The organism is Ornithinimicrobium pratense, from assembly GCF_008843165.1.
Taxonomy (GTDB): Bacteria; Actinomycetota; Actinomycetes; order Actinomycetales; family Dermatophilaceae; genus Ornithinicoccus; species Ornithinicoccus pratensis.
Genome location: NZ_CP044427.1, coordinates 1,456,412 through 1,478,616 on the forward strand (window position 1 = coordinate 1,456,412; position 22,205 = coordinate 1,478,616).

Genomic DNA, 22,205 nt, shown 5'->3' on the forward strand with positions numbered 1-22,205 from the left:
GCAGGTTTTGACCATCCATCAGCCGGGTCCGTCATGCCCTCAGGCTGTGTTGTCGAGGATGAGCCGGACTGCGTCATCCGGTGCGTCCCATTGGGGGAAGTGTCCACAGCGCTCGAACCAGTGCAGCACCGCGTCCGGGAAGGCCGCTACGGCACGCGGGGCCTGTCTGGGCAGGGTCACCAGGTCGCGGCGACCCCAGCCGATGGTGGCCCGGCCCGGCAGGGTGCCGGCTGGGGCGCCTGCCTGTTTTGGGCCCTTGGTCAGTGCGTCCATGGCGGGTCCGGTGGCCGGTGCCTCCGCCAGCCCGCGCAGGTCCGGCAGCACAGTTTGGGCTGAGAGCGCCCAGGGCCTGGCGGAGAACTGCGCCAGTAGCGATGTTCGGGTGACCGGATTGCCCAGCATCGCGGGCAGCACCGCGCGCAGCGCCCCGACGAGCTTGATGGAGGGCCGCAGCGTGGCGCCGAAGAGGGCGAGTTCGCGGTCGGTCCAGAAACCGCCCGGATCAAGAGCGACGGTGTCTCCGCCGATCCCGCGGCGGGCGAGCTCGAGCACTATCCGTCCGCCCATGGACTGCCCGGCGGTGGAGACCTTGCCGAGCCCCTGCTCGTGGATGAACTCCGCGACCGAGTCGGTCAGGCTCGCGATCGAGACATCGCCGGTCAACGATGGGGTCTGGCCGAAGCCGGGCAGATCCACGGCGATGACCTCCCGTTCCGCGGCCAGACCGTCGAGGATCGGGGTCCATGACCGCCAGCCCGCACCGAGACCGTGTATGAGCAGCAATGGGCTGCCGCTGCCGCGCCGGACGTGATTCAACACCATGGGTGGAATGTTATGAGCCGCGAACCACAGGCGCACCCCACGGTTTTGCCCTCTTCCCGTGGGACTATCGGGGCTCACGGCCGCGCGATCGTGTCCACCCTCGGTTGATGGCACCCGGCACGCAGAGCAGTATTTCTAGATGATCGAGGCCGGTCGGCCCGGACCGGACGTCATCGTGCTGGGGTGCATCGGCTCGCCAGCTGGATACCCGCTCGGCTGTGTGATCTGTCCCCGGCCGACGGGACCCTAGGACAGGTCCTCATCGGAGAGGACGCAGAACTCGTTGCCGGAGAGGTCGCGCATGACGATCCACGGGTGGCCCTGCGCCCAGTCGTCCGTCGCGAGTGTCGCGCCGAGGGAGAGGGCGAGCTCGACGAGGCCTTGTTGGTTGGGTCCACCCGTTGTCGGCCGGACGTCGAGGTGGGTGCGGTTCTGGCGGGCCTTGGGCGCCGGCTGGGGGCACAGCTCGAGGAGGGGGCCGCGCATGCTCGGGTGACGCAGGGTGGTTGGCCCGACGCCCTGGGTGCGCACCCAGCCGGTGAGGGCGGCGTAGAGCTCGGCGTCGCGAGCTGGGTCGGCGCTGTCGAGCGGAAGGGCGGCGATCGGGCCGGTGTCGCGGTAGGCGGCGCGCTCCTCCATGACGCAGAAGACGTTGCCGTCGGGGTCGGCGAGCACCACCCAGGGGACCTCGCCTTGGCCGATGTCGGCGCGGGTGGCGCCCAGGCCGATCAGCCGCTCCACGACCTGGTCCCGCTGCGGTCCGCCACGCAGGTCAAGGTGCAGCCGCCAGCCTGGAGGCGGTGGCTCGGTGACGCGCTCGATGCACACGTCCAGCCACGCCGCCTCACCGAACCACAGCCGGCCCTCGTAGTCGTCCGGGCCGGCGGGACTCGTGTCGACCAGGTCAAGCGCCGCGGACCAGAAGCGGCCGGTGGCCTGCGGGTCGCAGGCCTGCATGACGATGTTCTCCAGACGCATGCTACGACCGTAGCCCCCGGCAGGGACAGAACGCCTCTACAACGTTCGCAAACGTTCGCACCGTCTGACGGCCCCGAGTTGAAGGGCCCCGGCAGCCTCACGCGGGGTGGCCGCACCCTACGCAAGCTACCAGCGGCCGTGCGCCGTCAGTGGGCGGCGCAGGCTTGGCTGGCGAACTCCTGCAGGGTCGTGACCCTGCCAGGATCACCCCACCTCACCTGCCCCGGGCGTAGCTGGTCTAGGTCGGCCTGGGTGAAGGTGACGTGGTCTGTGGAGGCGGAGTTGTCGTCGGTCCATCCGTACATCGAGTACGTCTTGCCCTCGATAAGCGTGACGGCTTCGCCGGAGTCGACCCACTCTGGAGATGAGTCGAGTCGCCATTGGGCGGCGCCCTGGAGTGGTTCCGGGGAGATCCAGGACCCAGCCTCGACCTCGTTCTCCTGCGTGTACAGCGTCACTCCGTCGATGTGCTCGTCACAGACGTGCAGATAGCCGGTGAGGGCGCCGTCGGCGGCGCCGTCCCGCAGCGGCAGAGAATCTGCAGCGCGGGGGCGTCTGCGGGGCGGCTAACTGCCGCGCTCTGCCCGCCAAGCTGAAGATGGCGTTACTCACTGCCGAGGAGGTGGCGTTTGGTCTCGGGGGTTGGCCGTGGCGCCCAGGATCTCTTTCCGGTCACCCGTAGTGCTGCCCCGCCAGTGAGCCGATCGGGCGTCAAGACTCGCCACTGTGGCTGGGGGTTGTGCCAGTACAGAATGTTGGGTCTCGGTCGCCAGCTCGCTGTTAGTGCTGCGGTAGGCCCGCCCAGTGCCCGCAGTCGGCCCCCGCAGGACCCACCCTGGGCGACGCAGGCTCGGGAGCCCTTTTGAGCGGACCTCAACCACGACACCGAGACCGCTGATGTCCTGCGAGCGGAACTGCGTGGGCAGGGCTTGCGCGAGCCGCGCGACCTGATCCTGCGGCCTGCTCCCCGGCGATTGCGTGCGTTCCGGCAACCGGCTTTACGGGCTGGCGCAGGATTGTCCGCAACTTAGACGGGATCACGCGCCGCGGATCACTGAGATAGATCTCGTGATGTTTGCCCGTCATGCGCAGACCGTGGCTCGGGATGAACTCGTGATGTAGCTCGGTCAGCGTCGTGGCCTCATCGTCGTAGGGGCCGAGGTGCAGGGTCTGGACCGATGTTCCCTCGTCGAGCACTTCGTCGCGTAGCTTTTCAAGACTGACGGGCCGGTCCTTGGCCGCGACCTTCGCTAGCGCGGCGTCGAACATCGAAGGCGTGATCCAGTCGGGAATCATGAGCATGACCGTCCACTCCCACTGAGCCTTGTCGCGAGCCGAGGTGAACGCTTCCATGTCGGATGCCCACCACAGCGCTTCCAGCGGCGGGACCACGTAGTCCTGACCTAACTCATGCTTGCTGGCAAACTTGAGCTGGTAGGCGACCGGGTAGAGCGCAGCGAGCGCGTCTGTGTACTCCTGGACAGTGTTCGGATTCCCATGTCCGTCGACCATCAGGTACCGAAGTGGTCGCATCTCCACGATGCGGAACTCGCCCGCTCGGGCTCGATACGAGTCGAGAGACTTCTTGAAGTCGACCTTCGCCGTCACACTCGCCATTCAATCAGCGGCGCGTGACACTCGCACGACTCGCGACAGAGGCGGACGTGGGACGACGGGGGCAGTCGCGCCGCTGGGATGCTGGGGGCATGAAGATCCGCAACACGCATCGGCGTCACCTGACCGCCACGGCAGACGAGGTGGACACCCTGCTTGGCGGCCTGGGGAGCGACACCGACGCCCTGTGGCCACGCCATCTGTGGTTTCCCATGCGCCTCGACCGGCCAGTCGCTGCTGGCGCCAAAGGCGGGCACGGCCCGGTTCGGTACCAGTGCACTGCGCGTGCCCGAGGGTGTGTGTTCTTCGAATTCGTCTCAATCCTCGGATCCTCTCGCTGGCATGGCGAACATCGTTTCGTTGTCCGTCCCCGTTCGTATGGATCTGTGCTCGTCCACGAGCTCGAGCTGGAGGTCCCGCTGTGGCAATACGTGCAATGGGTCTTGGTCGTGGGCCCGCTTCACGATGCTGTGCTCGAAGACCTCCTCGACCGGGCCGAAGGCGTGGCCACAGCCCGCTGGTCCCTCTGGGTCCGTCTGTTGAGGCGTGCCCTGCCCGCCGTGCGCGCAGAGCGCCGAGTCAACCCCTGACCATGCGGGAGTGAGTCGCAGTCGTCGGCAGTGGCCTTGCTGTCGAGCATGAGGCGGGAACGCGCCGGTGCCCTGGATCAGGAGGGATGGTTTCGGATCCGAGGTCTGGCAGGCAGATCGACCCAGTGGGGGAGCCGGGGGTGAAGCCTGCCGCTGGTCTGGTCGCTTGCGGCCTGGTGCTCCTGCTAGGAGGCGAGGTGGTCGGTCCGGCGCTGATAGCCCTGGGCGTGCAGGACGGGATGACAGAGGATGTACGCGGGTGGGTAACGATCAGTTTGCTATCCATCGTTGGTGCCGGGTGCCTTTGCCTTGGACTCTTCTGAGTGGTCGCCAAAGTTGACGAACTGTGCGACCGCCAGGTCGGTGAGGCCGACCTGGGCGACCGGTCCGATCACCACCTGGCTCGCGGGCGCGTTCGTCGTGCTGTTCGACCTCGGCCTGACGACCCCTTGGGACGCGCTCCTCGCCGCGCCTGAGGACGGTTTGATCACGAGCCCGGGGCGTGCCCTACGACGTGCAACTACTACACTGTGTCGTGGTGACTATTTTGTCGCCCACATTCGAAGAGAGTAGAGGTCACCCATGTCCGCGACCCGCACCGAGCACGACCTGCTGGGCACCATAGAGGTGCCGAAGGACGCGTACTACGGCATCCATACGGTGCGAGCGGTGCGGAACTTCCCGATCTCGGGGGCGACCATCAGCGACGTGCCGCAGATGATCCGGGGCATGGTGACGGTCAAGAAGGCGGCCGCGGTCGCCAATGCCGCCCTCGGTGCCGTGGACGCCCGGATCGCCGACGCGATCGTCTGGGCGTGCGACCAGGTGCTGCAGGAGGGTCGCTGCCTCGACCAGTTCCCCATCGACGTCTTCCAGGGCGGGGCCGGGACGTCGGTCAACATGAACACCAACGAGGTCCTCGCCAACCTCGCCCTCGAGCACCTGGGGGAGGAGAAGGGCCGCTACGACATCGTCAACCCCAACGACCACGTCAACCGCAGCCAATCCACGAATGACGCCTACCCCTGCGGCTTCCGCCTCGCTGTCGACTCGCTCCTCGGTGAGCTGGAGGGGTCCCTCACCGCGTTGGAGAGCGCCTTCGCCACCAAGGGGCAAGAGTTCTCGCACGTGCTGAAGATGGGCCGCACCCAGCTCCAGGACGCTGTGCCGATGACGCTCGGCCAGGAGTTCACCGCCTTCGCGGTGACCTTGGGGGAGGAGCAGCGCCACCTGGAGACCGCCCGCGGCCTGCTGCTCGAGATGAACCTGGGTGCCACCGCGATCGGCACCGGGATCAACACCCCGCCCGGGTATGCCGCGCTGGCCGTCGGCCATCTCTCCTCCTTCAGCGGACGACCCTGCGTGCCGGCGCCCAACCTCATCGAGGCCACCAGCGACACGGGTGCCTACGTGATGACGCACGCGGCGCTGAAGCGGGTCGCGGTCAAGCTGTCCAAGATCTGCAACGACCTGCGGCTGCTCTCGTCGGGGCCGCGGGCCGGGTTGAACGAGATCAACCTGCCGGAGCGGCAGGCCGGCTCCTCGATCATGCCGGCCAAGGTCAACCCGGTCATCCCCGAGGTCGTCAACCAGGTGTGCTTCAAGGTCTTCGGCAACGACGTGTGTGTCGGGTGGGGCGCGGAGGCTGGGCAGCTCCAGCTCAACGTCATGGAGCCCGTCATCGCGCAGGCACTCTTCGAGTCGATCACCCTGCTGCGCAACGCCTGCGATGTTCTACGGCAGGGCTGCGTGGAGGGCATCACGGCCAACGAGGACGTCTGCCTGGCCTACGTCACGAACTCGATCGGGATCATCACGTACCTCAACGACTACATCGGCCACGCGGCCGGTGACGAGATCGGGAAGGAGGCCGCCCGGACGGGTCGCGGCGTGCGCGAGCTGGTCCTGGAGCGTGGCCTGATGGATGCCGAGCAGCTCGACCAGGTCCTGTCCATCCAGAACCTCATGCAGCCACTGACCGTCGCCCAGATCGATGACTCGGAAGCGGCGCGATGATCTGGCTGCACCTTCTGGTCGTCCTCGGCGCCATCTTCCTGGGAGCCCGCCTGGGTGGGATCGCCATCGGCTTCGCCGGCGGACTGGGGGTGCTGGTCCTCGCGGCTCTCGGGGTGACACCGGGCGACATGCCGCTGGACGTCATCTCGATCATCATGTCGGTGATCTGCGCCATCGCGGCGATGCAGATGGCTGGCGGCATGGACTACCTCGTCGGCCTCGCCGAGAAGATCCTGCGCCGCAACCCCAAGCACCTCACCTTCCTGGCCCCGGTCATCACCTACCTGATGACCTTCATGGCCGGCACAGGGCACACCGCCTTCTCCACCATGCCGGTCATCACCGAGGTGGCCAAGGAGAACAACATCCGACCCAGCCGCCCGCTGTCGGTCGCCGTCGTCGCCTCACAGATCGCCATCACGGCCTCACCGATCTCCGCGGCCGTCGTCTTCTTCGCCTCCGTGCTGGAACCGGAAGGGGTCGGGTACCTCGAGCTCCTGGCGATCGCCATACCCTCCACCTTCTTGGCCTGCATGCTGACCGCCGGCGTGATGATGGCCATCGACCGGATGAACCCGCACAGTGCTCTCGAGCACGACCCCGTCTACCAGGAGCGGTTGGCCCGCGGCGCGGTCCGACTGCGCGGGGAGCAGGTCACGCAGCTGCGCAGCGGGGCCCGGACGTCGGTGCTGATTTTCCTGGTCGGCCTGCTGGCAGTGATGTCGTACGCGACGGCAATCTCAGACAAGGTCGGCCTCGTCACCGAGCCGGTGATGGGCCGCGACCAGGCGATCATCGCCTTCATGTTGACGATTGCTGCCGCGATCGTGGTCTTGTGCAAGGTGCACCCCAGCGACATCCTGGGCGCCCCCACCTTCAAGTCCGGTATGAGCGCCAGCATCTGCGTGCTCGGCGTTGCCTGGCTCGGCACCACTTTCGTCACCGCTCACCGGGAGACGATCGAGGGCTTCGCAGGCGGCGTGCTTCAGGACCAGCCGTGGATGCTCGCGGTGGTGCTCTTCTTCGCCGCCGCCCTGCTCTACTCGCAGGCGGCAACCGCCAAGGCGCTCATGCCCACCGCACTGCTGCTCGGCGTCGCCCCCGCCGCAGCAGTGGCCGCCTTCCCAGCGGTCTCGGCACTCTTCGTGCTCCCGACCTACCCGACCCTGCTGGCGGCGGTAGAGATGGATGACACAGGCAGCACCCGGATCGGCAAGTACGTCTTCAACCACCCCTTCTTGCTCCCGGGCGTGCTGGCGATCACCTTCGCGGTGATCCTGGGGTTCCTCATCGGCGGCGTCGTGCTTTGAGGTGATGGCGACTCGTCGCCACAGGCGTGCTGCCCAGGACTGCATTGTCGCTGGGATGGCCTGCGCAGGGGCTGGGGTGCTCCTGCGCAGGCCCGGTGCTGTTCGGGTGCGCGGTGCCCCGCCCCTCTTGACACGCGCAGATGTGGACGCTTTAATCGCTCGCAATCGATTGCAGCGCGGCGAAAGAGTGAATCGTGGTTCAGCAGCAGACGGTCGTCGGGGTCGCTCAGGTGGGGGGAGTCCAGCCGGCCGAGAGCCGGACGAGTGTCGTGGGCCGGCTCCTTGTCCTTCTTGAGCGGGCAGCCTCCCGCGGGTGCCGGCTCGTAGTCTTTCCCGAGCTCACCCTCACGACTTTCTTCCCGCGCTACTGGCTGCCCCGGCTCGATGACGCGGACGGTTTCTACGAGCGGGAGATGCCGAGCCCAGAGACTGCGCCGCTTTTCGACCGAGCGCGGGAGCTCGGCGTTGGCTTCGTCCTGGGGTATGCCGAGATGACCCCGGCGGGCCGTCGGTTCAACACCGTGATCGCGGTCGACACCGATGGGAGCATCGCGGGGTACTACCGCAAGGTCCACTTGCCCGGTCACGTGGAGGAGCGTCAACTCGCCCACCAGCACTTGGAGAAGTACTACTTCGAGGTGGGCGAAGAGGGGTTCCCCGTGGTGGAGCTGGCCGGTCTCAAGGTGGGGCTGGCGACGTGCAATGACCGACGGTGGGCCGAAACCTACCGGGTGCTGGCCCTGCAAGGTGCCGACCTCGTCGCCATCGGCTACAACACCCCCGTCGGCGGCGTCCCGGGCATGGCGCCGGAGCCGCACCGGATGATGGAGGAGCACCTGCTGTCCGTGCGGGCCGGCGCCTACCAGAACTCGCTCTGGGTGCTGGCCGCGGGCAAGTCCGGCTTTGAGGACGGGCAGCGTCTCATTGGCGGGTCCTGCGTGGTGACGCCTGGCGGTGACGTGGTGTCGGTCGCAGCCGGTGACGGGGACGAGCTAGTCGTCGGCACCTACGACCCCCGGGTCGCCGAGCCCTACCGCGCCGAGCTATTCAACTTCGCGCTGCACCGGCGACCTGAGCACTACGGCCTGATCGTCGAGCGCACCGGCCACGGAGAACCAGTCGTCGAGACGCTGGCGGGACGCTCATGAGCGCCACCTCGGTCGCCCTCGTCGGCGGCACCGTCGTGGACGGTACGGGCGCGCCCGCCCGCCCGGCCGACGTCCTCGTGCGGGACGGCCGCGTAGCCGACGTGCTCCCACCGGGCCAGGTGATGCCCGATGACGCCGTCCGGCTGGACTGCTCTGGCCAGGTGGTGGCTCCCGGTTTCATCGACACCCACTCCCACGCAGACAACGCCCCGTTCCTGGCCGAGGACGACGTCTCGAAGATCGAGCAAGGCGTCACGACGGAGGTCACCGGCAACTGCGGCTTCAGCCTCGCGCCCCTGGAGAGCGTCCATCGGGACGCGGCGCAGACCCTGCTCAACAGGATCTTCCCGCCCACGGAGCTCGACTGGACCGGCATGGGGGAGATGCTGCAGCGGGCCGACGCGGGCGGCCGCATCACCCACCAGGCCGCGCTGGTCGGGCACAACATTGTGCGCATCGCGGCGATGGGCGCAGACGGTCGGCCGGCCGAACGCCCCGAGCTGCGCCGAATGGTGCAGCTGCTCGAGACCGCCCTGGAGGACGGCGCCTTTGGCTTGTCCAGCGGGCTCATCTACCCGCCCGGCCTGTTCTCCGCCCCGACCGAGCTCGGCGTGCTCACCCAGGTGCTCGGGCAGGACCGCGTGTATGCCACGCACATGCGCAGCGAGACGACGCGCGTGCTGGACAGCATCGAGGAGTCACTCACCGCCGCAGCTTCACGGTGCCGGCTGCACGTCTCCCACCTCAAGATCGCCGACCGCGAGCAGTGGGGCCGGATGCCCGATGCCCTGACCGCTCTGGAACGTGCCCGCGCCCGCGGGGAGCTCGTGAGCCAGGACGCCTACCCCTATACGGCTGGCAGCACCATGCTGACCGCGGCGCTGCCGCCCTGGTTCCACGACGGCGGCGGACCCGCGGTGCTGGCCCGGCTTGCCTCGCCGGATGCCCGTCGCCGGGCCGAGCGCGACATCGAGCACGACAGGTCCTACGAGAACATGGTCGCCGCGACGGGCTGGGACAAGATCATCGTCTCGAGCACCCGCTCCCACCGCTACGAGGGCCGCTCACTGGCAGCCATCGCGGAGCATCTGGGCTGCTCACCGTTCGCCGCGCTGGCCCAGATCCTCCTGGAGGAGGAGTTGCAGGCGACAATGGTGATGCACATGATGCGCGAGGACGATGTGCGCACGGTGCTCGCCGACCCCATGACCACCATCGGCTCCGACGGCCTTCCCCCCGGCACCGGCGGCCGTCCGCACCCGCGGACGTTCGGCACCTTCCCCCGGGTGCTCGGCCACTACGTTCGGCAGGAGCGGCTTCTCACCCTCGAGGAGGCCGTCCGCAGGATGTCGTCCCTACCCGCCGACATCTTCGGGCTGCAGGACCGCGGCCGGGTGCGGCGCGGCGCGATGGCCGACCTCGTCACGTTCGACGCCGAGGCGGTGACGGACCGAGCCACCTATGAGGATCCCACCGCCCGTCCTGCAGGCATGGGTCTCGTCCTCCAGGAGGGGCAGGTGGTCGTGCGTGACGGGCGGTGGCTCGGGGCCCGACGTGGCAGAAGGCTGGTCGCCGCGTGATCCCGATCCTGGCGCCCGACGTCCCCACTCCGTCCTTGGTCGTGGACGTTGACGTCCTGCGCCGCAACATCGCCTCCCTGCACCGCCGTCTCTCCGAGCTCGGGATACGCGTGCGGCCGCACGTCAAGACGCACAAGTCATTGCAGGTTGGGCGCGAGCAACTGGCGGCCGGGGCCAGCGGGCTCACCGTCGCCACTGTCGGAGAGGCGGAGGTCTTCGCCACCGTGTGCGACGACCTGTTCGTCGCCTATCCGCTCTGGCCCGACGCGGCCCAGCTGGCCTCGCTATCGCGGCTGAGTGACGCGGGCAGGATCGCGATCGGCACCGACTCCGTGGAGGCCGTCCAGCACCTCGCCGCCACGCTGGACCGCCGGGTCGAACTCATGATCGAGGTCGACTCCGGCCACCACCGCAGCGGTTCACGGCCGGATGACGTCGGTCGCATCGCCGAGCTCGCGGTGCGCCATGGGTTGACGGTCCGTGGCGTCTTCACCTTTCCCGGGCACAGTTACGCCCCCGGCGGCGGGCAGGTCGCGGCCCAGGATGAGGCGGATGCGTTGCGGGCTGCGGCCACGTCGTTGCGGGCCGCGACTGGGCAGGACGGGGTCGAGGTGAGCGGCGGTTCTACCCCGTCGGTCGGCTCAACGCACTCCTCGGTGGTGACCGAGGCCCGCCCGGGCGTCTACGTCTTCAACGACGCCCAGCAGTGGGAACTCGGGACCGTGGACCCCTCCGAGGTGGCGCTCACCGCATACGCCCGTGTGGTCAGCCGCCGGGCAGGGTATGCCGTGCTTGACGCGGGCAGCAAGGTGCTGGGGTCAGACCGCGCGCCCTACGCGACCGGTTTTGGCCGACTGCTCGACCACGCGGCCGCCCGAGTGGTGCAGCTCAGCGAGCACCACGCCGTCATCGCCCTGCCTGACGGTGCCGACCTGTCCCACGGCGAGGTGGTCCGGGTCGTCCCCAACCACGTCTGCACCGCGGTCAACCTCGTCGACCAACTCCTGCCCGTCACGGACGGCAGGCAGTTGTCTCCCTGGCCGGTCGACGCCCGGGGCCGGAACCGATAGTCCCAGGAAGGATCATGATGTCCAGTCATTCTGCCTCGTCCTCCGCCACGGCGGAGGACTTCGAGGAGGATCCGCGCTACCGGATCTCCCAGCGCGAGGCGCTGATGTGCCTGACCTACTGGGTGGTCTACACCGCCTGCTCCGTCACCGTTGCCTGGCTCCTGGGCAACCGTGACTCCTCCGAGATCGGCTTCGTCCTCGGTTTTCCCGACTGGTTCTTCTGGTCGGCTATCGGCGTGACGGCCGTCTTCGCCACGGTCGTGCCCTACCTGATGGTGCGGCTGGCCTTCACCGACGTTGACCTGGAGCCGCGACCGCGCTACGGGCACGGTTCTGAAACAGAGGTTCCCTCATGAGGTGGGACGTCGCCATACCCATCCTGTTCCTCTTCGCGGCGATGGTCCCGATCGCCTACTACGCCTACACCCGAAACCGGGCCGGCGAGGACAAGACCAGCGGCTACTACCTGGGCGGTCGAAGCCTGGGCCCTTGGGTCCTGATCTTCACCGTGTTGGCCTCAGCCGCCAGCGCCGGCACATTCATCGGGACGTCGGGGCTCGCCTACGCGGAGGGTTACGGCTGGGTGTGGGGTGCCATGATGCAAGTGCCGGCAGGCATCCTCGCCCTTGGCCTGGTCGGCAAGAAGTACGCGATCGTCGCCCGCAAGCTGCGCATGATCACCTTCACCGACTTCTTCAAGGAGCGGTACGAGAGTGGTGCGGTCACCTTCCTGACCGCCACGTGCATGGTGATCTTCCTGGTGGCTTATATGGTCGCGCAGTTCGTCGGTGGCGCCCGGGTGCTGGAGTCCATCACCGGCATCGACTATTGGATTCTGGTCGTGGTATTCGCCGGGGTGGTTGCTCTCTACACCGCATTCGGTGGCTTCCTGGCGGCGGCGTTTACCGACGCGGCGCAGGGCATCGTCATGCTGCTGGGCGGTGTGGCGCTGTGGGTCGTCGTGCTCACCGCGGTCGGCGGGATGACCGAGGTCGAGGCCGGCCAGCGCGAGCTCGACCCTGAGCTCCTCGTGCTGCCCGGTTCCAGCGGTTTCGATCTGCCGATGATGATCTCTTATGCAGTGATGTTCGGCCTGCTGCTGGCGGCGCTGCCGCACGTGGCGGTCCGGGCGATGTCTTATCGCGACTCCGCGGCCCTGCACAAGGCGCTGTGGGTCGGTCCGGCGATCATGGCAATTTTCACCCTCGGGTTTGGTGCGATGGGTTTGATCGGCCGCCTGCTCTATCCGGATGCGGACCTGGCTGACTTGGTGCTGCCCACTCTCATCATTGAGCATCTGCCCGGACCCCTCGCAGGGGCCATGCTCGCGGCGCCGCTGGCTGCCGTGATGTCCACCGTCGACTCGATGATTCTGGTGGTCTCTGCGGCGATTGTCCGGGACTTGTGGGGCGGTTTCGTCAACCCCCGCATGACAGACCAGATGCAGTCCCGGGCTGGCACGTGGGCGAGTCTGGGGATTGGTGCGCTGGTGTTGGTGCTGGCCCTGCGTCCGCCCGACTTCCTCCAGCACGTCATCAACTTCGCCATCGGTGGGCTGGAGGCGGGCCTGTTCGTACCCCTCGTCCTCGGCCTGTACTGGAAGCGCGGCAATGCCCTCGGAGCGATGCTGTCCCTCCTGGGCGGCATGACCTACTATCTGCTCGCGGCGAACTTCGTGCCCGCTCTTGCCCTCGGAATGATGCCGGTCCTGATGGCCACCGTCTGCTCCGTGGTGCTCTACCTGCTGGCCGGCTACCTCGGGCCCCGCCCGAGCCGCCGGGTCTTGGTCAAGTTCTGGGGAACGCAGGACGCCATCGACGAGCTGTCTGCCAGGGAGCGCCAGCCCGTCGGCTGAGCGGACGGCGCTACGGTTTGTCATGAGCGACGAAGACCCCCCGACGCTGGCCACGTTGGCCCGGAGTCTGGGGGTGCACCCCTCGACGGCCTCCCGGGCGTTGAGCCCGGACCCGCACGTCCGCGCCACCGTCGCGGCGGCGACCGCGGTGCGCGTCCGAGAGGCCGCCGAGCGGATGGGCTACCTGCCGAACCGGGTGGGCGCGTCCCTGCGGACGGGACGCTCTCGCTCCCTGGGGGTCCTCGTGCCCCATACCTCTGAGTTCGTGGTCGGCTCGATCTATGAGGGTCTGGACACCGCGGCGGTCGAGAGGGGATACATGACCTTCGTCGCAAACACCTTCGACGACCCTGCGGTCCGCACCGCGAGGATGGCGCACATGCGTCAGTGGGGCGTGGACGCGATCCTCTACGCGGACGCGCGCCATGGGATCGAGGACCTGCCGAGGTTCGCCGGGACCCCCTGCATCCCGATCGTCCGCTGGGGCGCGACACCTCACCGCCTGCACCCGGATGACGAGGAGGGCGGCCGGCTCGTGGCCCGCCACCTCGTGGACCGAGGGTATCTGGACGCTGCGGTGATCACCGGCCCAGAGCACGCCAGCACCACTCGTGACCGGGTAGCGGGATTCCTCCAGGAGTACCGCCGCCTCGGCGGCCATGTCGACGACGACCTCGTGCTGGCGTCCACATTCGAGGTGAGCAGCGGACGGCAGGCCGCAGTCTCGATCCTGGAGCGGCGGCTGCCGGCGGCGATCGTCACCGGGCACGACCTGATCGCTCTGGGCGTCTACGGCATCGCCCGGGAGCGAGGCCTGGAGATCGGTGCCGATCTCGGCGTCGTCGGTTATAACGATCTCGAGTTGTCAGCGCATCTGTCTGTGCCCCTGACGTCCGTATCGTGGGACTTCCAGGCGCTGGGGCGCGCGATTGCGATCGAGACGATCGCGTGGCTGGAGGGTCGAGAGGAGCGGGTGGAGATCCCGGTGCCCCGGCTCATGGCCCGAGCCTCGACGTGCGGAGGAGAGGATGAAAGATGACCCTGCCGCTGGCCCCCGAGGCCGCCGCACTCCTGGCGAGCGCGCCGCCGCGTCCAGAGCGGCATACCCAGTCGGTCGAGGACAACCGCCGCAGCCTCCGGGAAGCGGCGAGGCTCTTCGCCCCGGGGCCGGAGCTGCCAGAGGTTCGCGATTGCGCCCTCGCGACGCCGGTAGGAGACATCCCTGCGCGGATCTACCGTTCAGGCCCGGGCGTCAGTGCCGCCCTGGTGTATTTCCACGGCGGTGGGTGGGCGCTCGGCGACCTCGACACCCACGACTCGATCTGCCGCAACCTCGCCCATGACACCGTCTGCACGGTGATCTCGGTGGACTATCGGCAACCGCCCGAGCACCGGTTCCCAGTCGCGCTCCAGGACGCCGTGGCCGCGGTGGCGGCGGTGGCAGAGCAAGCACCGCAGCTTCAGGTGGACCGGCGGCGACTGGCGGTGGGAGGGGACAGCGCCGGCGGAAGCCTGGCAGCGGCGGCCGCGCAGCAACTTGCTGCCGAGGTGGAGCTCGCCCACCAGTTGCTGCTGATCCCGGCCCTCGACGCGCGCCTGGCCCGGTGGCCCAGCTACGAGGAGTTCGCCAGCGGCACGCCCTTGAGCCGACGTGACATGGAGTGGTACTACGAGCAGTACTGCCCCGAGCCAGCCCTCGACGACCCCCGCCTCTCGCCGCTCGCAGCGCGGGACCTAGCCGGACTGCCGCCCGCAACGATCGTCACCGCGGAATGCGACCCGTTGCGCGACGAGGGCGAGGCTTACGCGGACCTGCTGTCCCGGGCACAGGTGCCCGTCGAGCTGCGCCGGTATAAGGGTATGTTTCATCCCTTCGTCCTCTACGGGGCCCGGCTCGACGCCGCCCGCGACGCCCAGCGTTATGCCGCCTCTCGGCTTCGGAAAGCGTTCGAGGAGGCTGTGTCCGACGGTCCTCGACGAGGGGCCGGCTGGTCCAGACCGTGAGCTGGCGCCTGCGGAACTGGCCGCCCTTGGGGTGCCTTGCCGGCTGCTCGACCGATCACTCGCTGTCTTCTCCCTGGTCCTGGGGACTACGAACCAAGAAGTACATGCCGATCACGGTGAGGAGACCGGATCCTACTGCGGCAGCGATCGCGCCGCCCTCACCCACCAAGTCCTCCAGGAAGACCCGTGCCTCTGAGTCGGGGTCGACCATGGCTATGACGACGAAGGCCCCCACCACCAGTGTGGCCAAGACCTTGCCCGACATTTGGTGCCATCGGGATTGGCCCTTCTTTCCTAGCGACTCACCTGCCTTGGCCATCTGCTTGGCACGCAGCACTCGCAGGGCTCCCACACTTCGCAGCACGCGGAACAGCTGAAGGGGCCCGATGCTGAAGACGACTGCCAGGACCCCCGCGCCTGTCAGCCCGACGAGCCACCAGTTGCGGCGGAGCCAGCCGATCTTCTGGGGCGAGACGAGAAACAGCACGGCGGTCTCGAAAACCAGCACCGCCGTGACGAGCCACAGGCCTATGTGCCCGATCATCTCGAAGGGCTCGTCCAAGAGGGTCAAGAAGACTGCGGGCACCGAAACGATCGCAGCGATCAGCACCGGCCAGGCCAACCGGTTCTCCCACCGCTCCTGGACCTCGTTGAGTTCTTCTTCGCTCCCTCTTCCCAAGGCAGTTTCCTTGAGGTCCCTGGCCTCCGCAGGCGCCTGGTCGGTGAGTTCTCCGGAGCGGGAGGAACGTGAGGCGTCGTCAGGCCCTTGCGAAGAGCGGGGGGTGGTCACGACGTCACGATAACGGCACCACCAATCGGCCAGGTCGCGCCCAACCGCCTGCTCTTCCCCGTGGCGGTCTCCAGAGCATCGTTTCTCCGGGGTGTGCCCGGACGCAGGCCGCCGGGTGGCGAGCATCGCTCACCCCCCGGTGGGGCATGCGGAAATCAGCGACGCTTGGGGTAGGGGTACTTCACCACCGAGCCACTCTCCCCGAAGACACCCGTCGTGGCATACAGCCAGGGCCCGTTCACGGCTACGTCGGCGGGGAATTCGGCCTCGAACACGGTGCGCACGCGACCCTTGTCCTTGATAACCGAGACCTTGTTGCCGAAGAGCTCGGCCACGAAGAGCCGCCCGTTGGGGGCGATGGCCAGCCCGGTCGCGCCGTGCATCCCGTCGGCGACCACCTTGGTCGAGCCGGACTTGGCGTTGACCCGGTAGACCTTGCTCAACGGCAGGATCTCTCCGGCCTGGCCTTGAAGCGTCGGGACGTAGAGGTAGCCCTTGTGCCCGATCTGCACGTCCGTCGGCACCGACTCGGGGTGAACGTCTTGCCCACCACGCAATCGGGGACGTCGGTGTTCATCTCGATGCCGGTGTCCGCGACGAATCCCTCTAGCCGCGCCTGGTAGCCCTCCTCCAGCTCGGCGGTGAACTGCACAGTGGAGGCCGGCAGCACGGCGACCGCGGAGATGTCGCCTTGGCGGTTCATCTTCAGGATCGCGTTCGCCGCCGCGTCCGCGACGTAGATGGTGCCGTCCTCGGCCACGGTCAACTGGTAGGCGTTGGACTCGACGATCCCGGTGTACTCCTGGAGGAACGGCGTGCCCTGCAGTTCCTCCGGGAAGGCCGCCTCGAACTCCGCCAGCTGTGCGGCGCAACTGCCCCGCAGCCCGACGAAGCCGTAGCGGGTGCCGGCGTCGGGGTTGTTGGTCATCTCGTGCTCCCAGAAGTTGCCGCTGACGACCGAGCGCTCGCCGCGCTTGTCGATCTTGACGACGTGGCTCGCCGGCATCTCGCCGCCGAAGTCCGCCTCGAGGTGGTAGGTCGCGCCCCGGTGGTGGGCGACCCCGCCGAGAGACTGGGTCTCTGGGTTGGTGAGCGAGGTGACCGTCTCCACCCCGCCCCGCTGGGTGATCTTCGACAGTACGCCCATGAAGTTCTGCGTGACGTAGAGGTCTTTGCCCTTGCCCACGTCGAGCGAGAGGGGACCGACAAGACCCGAGGCGATGACCTCTGGGTCCTGGGATCGAGCCTGGGCCGGAGCCGCGGCCAGGGTGACGACGAGAGCCAGACTGCTGGCTCCCCCCCCGGTGGGTGTCTACGCTTTTCGGCGGCTCTCAAGACCGCTTTAAGGGCGCCCCATGCAGGCTTGCCCGGGGGTCAGCCGTGACTGCCCTCTTCCACCCCGGTCACGGTGGTGAGCAGGAAGACGCTGTCCTCCATTGCCATGACGCCGTGACGCTCCTTGGTCAGCTGGTCCAGCTGCCCTTGGGAGAGACGAGCGCTGGATCCCGAGTCGGTGGTGACCTCGATCGCGCCCCGCAGCACCTGGATCGTGGCCGCCGGTGGTGCGTTGTGGTCCGAGAGCCGGGAGCCGGATGTCAGGGCGATGACCGTCTGGCGCAGGTGGCCGTCCAGGACCAGCAGCTCGGCATGCCTGCCGTGCTCGCTCTGCAGCGCGGTCTGCAGGATGGTGTCGGCGGCGGCGCTCAGGTCGTGCGGTGCGGTGGGCGAGGTCATACCAGCACCCTAGCGACGACAGCGGTGAACTACCCGGTGACAACCCTCCGGAGCCATCACCCGACGCAGAAGGCTGGGGCAGCGAGAGCCGCTCGCGGAAGGAGCCGTGGCCAAGGGCTCCTTCCGCGGGTCTCATCGCTCTGTCCTACCAGCCGCCTTCTTGAGGGCGCGGCACGGCATACCCGTCAGGGGCGCACCTGTGCCCACCGGGCGGGGAGCTTCACTCCTTGTGCAACTTGTCCTGCACGGCGCTGGCCATCTTCTCCACGCGGTTCGGCACGTCGGTCGTGCCGAACAGTCGCGAGTCGGGGCGGGTGGGCGGCGGCATGGGTGCAGAGGTGGTCGGGCCCTCGTGGTAGCTGAACTCGCCGTTGCCGTCCGGGGTCGGCCCGGAGGCCCAGGGACCGTCACCGGCCGCGGCGCCGTCGGAGAAGTTGAGGTACTGGTAGGACACCTCCGTCACCTCCTTCTTCTGCGGGAAGTTGCTCGGGACCGGCAGCTGCTCCAGGCCGTCCTCCTTGAGCTGTTCGATCGCGCGCAGCCACTGGTTCTGGTGCATGGTGTCGCGCGCCAGCAGGAAGGCGAGCAGGTCGCGCACGCCTGAGTCGTCGGTCATGTGGTAGAGCCGGGCCACTTGCACGCGGCCCTGCATCTCGGCGTTGGCGTTGGCGTGGAAGTCCGCCATCAGGTTGCCGCTGGCGGTGATGTAGGCACCGCTCCAGGGGTTGCCGTTGCTGTCCACCGGGCGGGCGCCGGCGCCAGCCACGATGGCGTGCTGCACGTCCATGCCACCCATCACCGCGGCCACGGTCGGGTCGGCTTGGACGGCATCCTTGGTGATGCCGAGCGGGGCGTCCTCGAGCAGCTGGGCGATCATCGTCGCCAGCATCTCGACGTGCCCCATCTCCTCCGCGCCGATGCCAAAGAGCATGTCGCGGTACTTGCCGGGCAGGTGGCTGTTCCACGACTGGAAGCCGTACTGCATCGCGACGGTGATCTCGCCGTACTGCCCGCCGAGCACCTCCTGCAGCTTGCGGGCGAAGACGGCGTCGGGCTTGTCCGGGGTGGCCTTGAACTGCAGCTCTTGGCGATGGAAGAACATGCCGGGGACTCCTTGAGACGGAAGGGGGACAGCGCGCCGGGAGACTCCTCGCGCCGACGGTGACCATGACGATCCCGTCCTCTGAAAGTAGGAGCCCCGACCCGTTCCGGCAACGTGAAACGATGACCCATCGTTGGCCGTGCGCGGCAGGCGCGAGCCTCATACGGTGCTGTGATGGTCCGTACACGCCCGGTCGGTGTCGACCCGCGCCGGTCCCTCCTGGTGGGAGCGGTCATCGGAGTCGCCGTGATGGCGGCCGTGGACGAGATCGTCTTCCACCAGATGCTGGCCTGGCACCACTTCTACGACCGGTCCACCACGCGGGTCGGCCTGCTCTCCGACGGGCTGCTGCACGCCTTTGAGCTGCTCCTGCTCGTCGCCGGCTTCTTCCTGCTCGCCGACCTGCGCCGGCGCGACGCGCTGCAGACCCGCAAGGCGTGGGCGGGTTTCCTCCTCGGCGCCGGCGGGTTCCAGTTGTTCGACGGGGTGGTCGTCCACAAGGTCCTCCGGCTGCACCAGATCCGTGCTGACGTCGTCGACCTGCTCGTCTACGACGCGACCTGGATCGGCTCGGCCATCCTCCTGCTGGCCGCAGGTGCCGCCGTGGCACTCACCGGCGGCCGGCGTCCACGGACCCCCGCCACCTCTTCCTGACCGGTCGTGGAGATCGTCGACCTCGCCGCCGAGGTGCGGGTGCTGCTCCTGATGATCCTGGTAGGGATCGCGTATCTGGGTATGGCCCGCCGGTGGGCTCAGCGCAGGGGCAGGGCGTGGAGCCGGTGGCGCACCGCCTCTTGGATGACCGGCCTGGTCGTGCTTGCGGCGGGGCTCTCGCCCGCCCTGTCCGCGTTGGCCCACCACGACCCCGTCGCGCACATGGTCCAGCACCTGCTGGTGGGGATGTACGCCCCCCTCGGCCTGATCCTGGCGGCACCAGTGACCCTCGTCCTGGGCGCCACGAAGACCCGGACAGCCCAGCGGGTGACCGGCCTGCTGCGCACCCGGCCAGTCCACCTGCTCAGCCACCCGGCCACGGCGACCGTTCTGTCGGCCGGTGGCCTGTGGGTGCTCTACGGCACCCCGCTGTACGCCTTGACCGCCGAGAATACGGTCGTGCACCACCTCGTCCTCGTGCACCTGGTGGCTGCCGGCGCCCTGTTCACCTGGGCGGTGGCCGGGCCCGACCCCGCGCCGAGACGGCCGGGCCTGCCGGTCCGGCTGGGCGCCCTGCTCGCCTCGGCCGCCAGCCACGCCGTGCTGGCCAAGCTGCTCTATGCCCGCGCCGGGCACTGGCCACCCGGCGGGCACGGCCCGGTCGACCGGGCCGAGGCTGCCGCGATGCTCATGTACTACGGCGGCGACGTGGCCGAGCTGCTGCTGGCCACCGTGGTGCTGGCCGGGTGGTATGCACGCTCGGCGCCACGCATGCGACACGCCGGGCCGGGCCGGACCGGCCGCGGCTCCGGCGGCGGGATGAACCGGCGCGGTGGTGCGAGGATGGGTGGGCAGGTGAGGCTGGCGAGCGGGCCCGACGGGGCAGACCTACGATGACGCGATGACTCGAAGTGCTGACTTGGCCGAACAGATCGCCGACCTCGCGAGCTCCAAAGGACTCTGGATCGCCGCCGCGGAATCGCTGACCGGCGGGGCCGTCTCCTCGGCGCTCGCCGCCGCATCCGGGGCGAGCGACTGGTACCACGGCGGCGTCGTGGCCTACTCTCCTCGCATCAAGCAGCACGTCCTCGGTGTCACCCCGGGGCCCGTGGTGACCGCGCAGTGCGCGGACGAGCTGGCGGCGGGGGTCGCCCGGGTGCTGGAGTCGCAGGCTGCCGTCGCCACCACCGGTGTCGGCGGTCCCGACCCCGAGGAGGGGGAGGAGCCCGGCACGGTCTACCTCGGTGTCGTCGCGCCCGGGTATACCGACTGCCGTCGGGTGGAGCTCGAGGGCTCCCCGAACGAGGTCGTCGAGCAGGCGACCGAACAGGCGCTGGAGCTGCTGCTCCATGCGCTCAGGCAGGGGCAGGCGCAGGAGGGGGACACGCAGGCGAGCTGAGGCGCGCAGCCCAGAGGAGCCGCCGGGCCGAGCGGGTGGGCCATGATGGCGGGTATGGGCGACCCCATCCGCATCGAGGACCTGCACAAGTCGTTCGGCGAGGCCAAGGCCCTGGACGGCCTGGACCTAGGGGTCGTCGAGGGAGAGGTGCACGGGTTCCTGGGGCCCAACGGGTCGGGCAAGTCGACCACGATCCGGGTGCTGCTCGGCCTGCTCCGTCACGACTCGGGCCGGGTCAGCCTCCTCGGCGGAGACGCGTGGGCGGACGCCGCCGCGCTGCACCGGCGACTCGCCTACGTCCCGGGGGACGTGTCCCTGTGGCCCGGGCTGTCCGGGGGTGAGGTGATCGACCTGATCGGTCGGCTCCGGGGCGGGCTGGACGAGGGACGCCGTGCCCAGCTGCTCGACGACTTCGAACTGGACCCGGCCAAGAAGGGCCGCACCTACTCCAAGGGGAACAGGCAGAAGGTGGCGCTCGTCGCCGCACTGGCCTCCGACGTCGAGCTGCTCCTGCTGGACGAGCCCACCGCCGGGCTGGACCCGCTCATGGAAGAGGTCTTCCAGCATTGGATCCTCAGGGCCAAGGACGAGGGCCGCACGGTCCTGCTCAGCAGCCACATCCTGGCCGAGGTGGAGGCGCTGTGCGATCGGGTGAGCATCATCCGTGCAGGGCGAACCGTGCAGAGCGGATCCCTGGCCGACCTGCGGCACCTGACCAGCACCACGGTCATCGCCGAGACCGGCCGACCGGTCGAGGGTCTGGAGCGCCTCACCGGGGTCAGCGACTTGGAGCAGGTGGGGGACCGGGTGAGCTTCAAGGTCGACACCGACCACCTGGACGAGGCGATGCGCCTCCTGTCTGGGCTGGGGATCCGGTCCTTGCAGGCGCACCCGCCGACCCTGGAGGAGCTCTTCCTCACCCAGTACGGTGACCGGTTGCCCCCGCAGGACGACGTACCGACGGAGGGAGGGGCAGGGACCACCGCAGGGCGATGAGTAGCGCCAGCCCCATCGCCGGGACCTCGCCCATGGCCCACACCAGCGCCCCGCCGACCTGCTGGTCGGCCAGTGGGTCCTGCAGCCAGGGCAGCGCCAGCCGGGCGTAGTAGCCGGGCTCCAAGATCATCTTGCTGCTCATCAGCGCCGAGCCGAAGAAGGTGTAAAGGAGCATCGAGGGCAGCAGCAGCACCAGGCGGATGCCGTGATGCGGCCGGCGGGGCCCGGGGTCGGTGCCGATGAGCGCATTGGTGAACAGGTATCCGGCGAGCGAGAGGTAGAGCACCATGAGCAGGTGCGCCACGTCGCTGGTCAGGACCAGCCCGTGCAGCGGGGTGAGGTAGAGCAACGCCATCGAGGCGACGACGTGCACGGCGGCGACGAGCGGGGTGGCCAGCACCCGGCCCACGGTGCTGTGCAGCAGCGCGAGCAGCCACTCGCGGGGGCCGTGGGAACCGTCCCCTCGGCGGGGCAGCGCCCGCAGCGCCAGGGTGGCCGGCGCCGCCAGCGTGTACGCGATCGGCAGCACGGTCAGAAGGAGCA

Annotated in this window: 22 protein-coding genes and 1 pseudogene; 14 read left to right on the plus strand and 9 right to left on the minus strand. The window is 68.7% G+C overall.

Annotation, left to right across the window (positions count from 1 at the left end):
* Positions 1-39 precede the first annotated feature (39 nt).
* The 4 genes from FY030_RS06555 to FY030_RS06570 all read right to left on the minus strand — a co-directional run bounded on the left by FY030_RS06555 (position 40) and on the right by FY030_RS06570 (position 3,408).
* The gene (locus tag FY030_RS06555; RefSeq protein ID WP_238348593.1) at positions 40-858 is read right to left on the minus strand and encodes an alpha/beta fold hydrolase; all 819 of its coding nucleotides are present in this window, start codon (positions 856-858) and stop codon (positions 40-42) included.
* Positions 859-1,068: 210 nt separating this feature from the next.
* Positions 1,069-1,800: a VOC family protein gene (locus tag FY030_RS06560; RefSeq protein ID WP_158060808.1), complete on the minus strand. Its 732-nt coding sequence runs from the start codon at positions 1,798-1,800 to the stop codon at positions 1,069-1,071.
* A 146-nt stretch (positions 1,801-1,946) separates the two neighbouring features.
* Positions 1,947-2,258 (minus strand): hypothetical protein, encoded by a 312-nt coding sequence (locus FY030_RS06565; protein WP_158060809.1) that lies wholly within the window; start codon positions 2,256-2,258, stop codon positions 1,947-1,949.
* A gap of 415 nt (positions 2,259-2,673) precedes the next feature.
* A complete protein-coding gene (locus FY030_RS06570; protein ID WP_337692490.1) occupies positions 2,674-3,408 on the minus strand; it encodes a GyrI-like domain-containing protein in 735 nt (244 codons plus the stop codon).
* A gap of 98 nt (positions 3,409-3,506) precedes the next feature.
* On the opposite strand from FY030_RS06570, the gene FY030_RS06575 reads away from it, so the two are divergent.
* From FY030_RS06575 to FY030_RS06620, 10 genes are all read left to right on the plus strand, one after another.
* Positions 3,507-4,004 (plus strand): SRPBCC family protein, encoded by a 498-nt coding sequence (locus FY030_RS06575; protein ID WP_158060811.1) that lies wholly within the window; start codon positions 3,507-3,509, stop codon positions 4,002-4,004.
* A 582-nt stretch (positions 4,005-4,586) separates the two neighbouring features.
* Complete coding sequence (gene aspA, locus FY030_RS06580; protein WP_158060812.1) at positions 4,587-6,020, plus strand: aspartate ammonia-lyase; 1,434 nt, start codon at positions 4,587-4,589, stop codon at positions 6,018-6,020.
* Positions 6,017-7,330: an anaerobic C4-dicarboxylate transporter gene (locus tag FY030_RS06585; RefSeq protein WP_158060813.1), complete on the plus strand. Its 1,314-nt coding sequence runs from the start codon at positions 6,017-6,019 to the stop codon at positions 7,328-7,330. Before aspA ends, FY030_RS06585 begins: the two co-directional genes overlap by 4 nt.
* 194 nt (positions 7,331-7,524) lie before the next feature.
* Positions 7,525-8,478 (plus strand): nitrilase-related carbon-nitrogen hydrolase, encoded by a 954-nt coding sequence (locus FY030_RS06590; protein WP_202879775.1) that lies wholly within the window; start codon positions 7,525-7,527, stop codon positions 8,476-8,478.
* Positions 8,475-10,058, plus strand: a complete 1,584-nt coding sequence (locus FY030_RS06595; RefSeq protein WP_158060814.1) for an N-acyl-D-amino-acid deacylase family protein — start codon at positions 8,475-8,477, stop codon at positions 10,056-10,058. The genes FY030_RS06590 and FY030_RS06595 overlap by 4 nt, the downstream gene beginning before the upstream one ends.
* On the plus strand, positions 10,055-11,128 hold the full coding sequence (locus FY030_RS06600) for an alanine racemase (protein ID WP_337692491.1): 1,074 nt from the start codon (positions 10,055-10,057) through the stop codon (positions 11,126-11,128). The genes FY030_RS06595 and FY030_RS06600 overlap by 4 nt, the downstream gene beginning before the upstream one ends.
* Positions 11,129-11,142: 14 nt before the next feature.
* Positions 11,143-11,484 (plus strand): DUF997 family protein, encoded by a 342-nt coding sequence (locus FY030_RS06605; RefSeq protein ID WP_158060815.1) that lies wholly within the window; start codon positions 11,143-11,145, stop codon positions 11,482-11,484.
* Complete coding sequence (panF, locus tag FY030_RS06610) at positions 11,481-12,983, plus strand: sodium/pantothenate symporter (protein WP_158060816.1); 1,503 nt, start codon at positions 11,481-11,483, stop codon at positions 12,981-12,983. Before FY030_RS06605 ends, panF begins: the two co-directional genes overlap by 4 nt.
* A 22-nt stretch (positions 12,984-13,005) precedes the next feature.
* A complete protein-coding gene (locus FY030_RS06615) occupies positions 13,006-14,022 on the plus strand; it encodes a LacI family DNA-binding transcriptional regulator (protein ID WP_158060817.1) in 1,017 nt (338 codons plus the stop codon).
* Positions 14,019-14,987: an alpha/beta hydrolase gene (locus FY030_RS06620; RefSeq protein ID WP_202879776.1), complete on the plus strand. Its 969-nt coding sequence runs from the start codon at positions 14,019-14,021 to the stop codon at positions 14,985-14,987. Before FY030_RS06615 ends, FY030_RS06620 begins: the two co-directional genes overlap by 4 nt.
* A gap of 55 nt (positions 14,988-15,042) precedes the next feature.
* Here the strand turns inward: FY030_RS06620 and FY030_RS06625 are convergent, their stop codons facing one another.
* From FY030_RS06625 to FY030_RS06640, 4 genes and pseudogenes are all read right to left on the minus strand, one after another.
* Entirely contained in the window at positions 15,043-15,903 is an 861-nt protein-coding gene (locus FY030_RS06625; protein ID WP_158060818.1) for a hypothetical protein, read from the minus strand.
* Positions 15,904-15,932: 29 nt separating this feature from the next.
* Positions 15,933-16,963: pseudogene (locus FY030_RS17300) on the minus strand (ScyD/ScyE family protein).
* 188 nt (positions 16,964-17,151) lie between these two features.
* Positions 17,152-17,511: a cupin domain-containing protein gene (locus FY030_RS06635; RefSeq protein WP_158060820.1), complete on the minus strand. Its 360-nt coding sequence runs from the start codon at positions 17,509-17,511 to the stop codon at positions 17,152-17,154.
* Positions 17,512-17,731: 220 nt separating this feature from the next.
* Positions 17,732-18,613 carry a manganese catalase gene (locus tag FY030_RS06640; protein ID WP_158060821.1) on the minus strand — a complete coding sequence of 294 codons (882 nt, stop codon included), beginning with the start codon at positions 18,611-18,613 and terminating at the stop codon, positions 17,732-17,734.
* A gap of 174 nt (positions 18,614-18,787) precedes the next feature.
* On the opposite strand from FY030_RS06640, the gene FY030_RS06645 reads away from it, so the two are divergent.
* The 4 genes from FY030_RS06645 to FY030_RS06660 are packed head-to-tail and all read left to right on the plus strand — an operon-like array spanning position 18,788 to position 21,662.
* Positions 18,788-19,267 carry a DUF2243 domain-containing protein gene (locus FY030_RS06645; protein ID WP_158060822.1) on the plus strand — a complete coding sequence of 160 codons (480 nt, stop codon included), beginning with the start codon at positions 18,788-18,790 and terminating at the stop codon, positions 19,265-19,267.
* A 6-nt stretch (positions 19,268-19,273) separates the two neighbouring features.
* Entirely contained in the window at positions 19,274-20,164 is an 891-nt protein-coding gene (locus FY030_RS06650; RefSeq protein WP_158060823.1) for a cytochrome c oxidase assembly protein, read from the plus strand.
* 4 nt (positions 20,165-20,168) lie between these two features.
* Positions 20,169-20,666 carry a CinA family protein gene (locus FY030_RS06655; RefSeq protein ID WP_158060824.1) on the plus strand — a complete coding sequence of 166 codons (498 nt, stop codon included), beginning with the start codon at positions 20,169-20,171 and terminating at the stop codon, positions 20,664-20,666.
* 54 nt (positions 20,667-20,720) lie between these two features.
* Positions 20,721-21,662 (plus strand): ABC transporter ATP-binding protein, encoded by a 942-nt coding sequence (locus FY030_RS06660; protein WP_158060825.1) that lies wholly within the window; start codon positions 20,721-20,723, stop codon positions 21,660-21,662.
* Here the strand turns inward: FY030_RS06660 and FY030_RS06665 are convergent.
* Complete coding sequence (locus FY030_RS06665; RefSeq protein ID WP_192498753.1) at positions 21,583-22,191, minus strand: cytochrome c oxidase assembly protein; 609 nt, start codon at positions 22,189-22,191, stop codon at positions 21,583-21,585. The two genes, FY030_RS06660 and FY030_RS06665, sit on opposite strands and share 80 nt — an antisense overlap.
* Between the last annotated feature and the right edge of the window lie 14 nt (positions 22,192-22,205).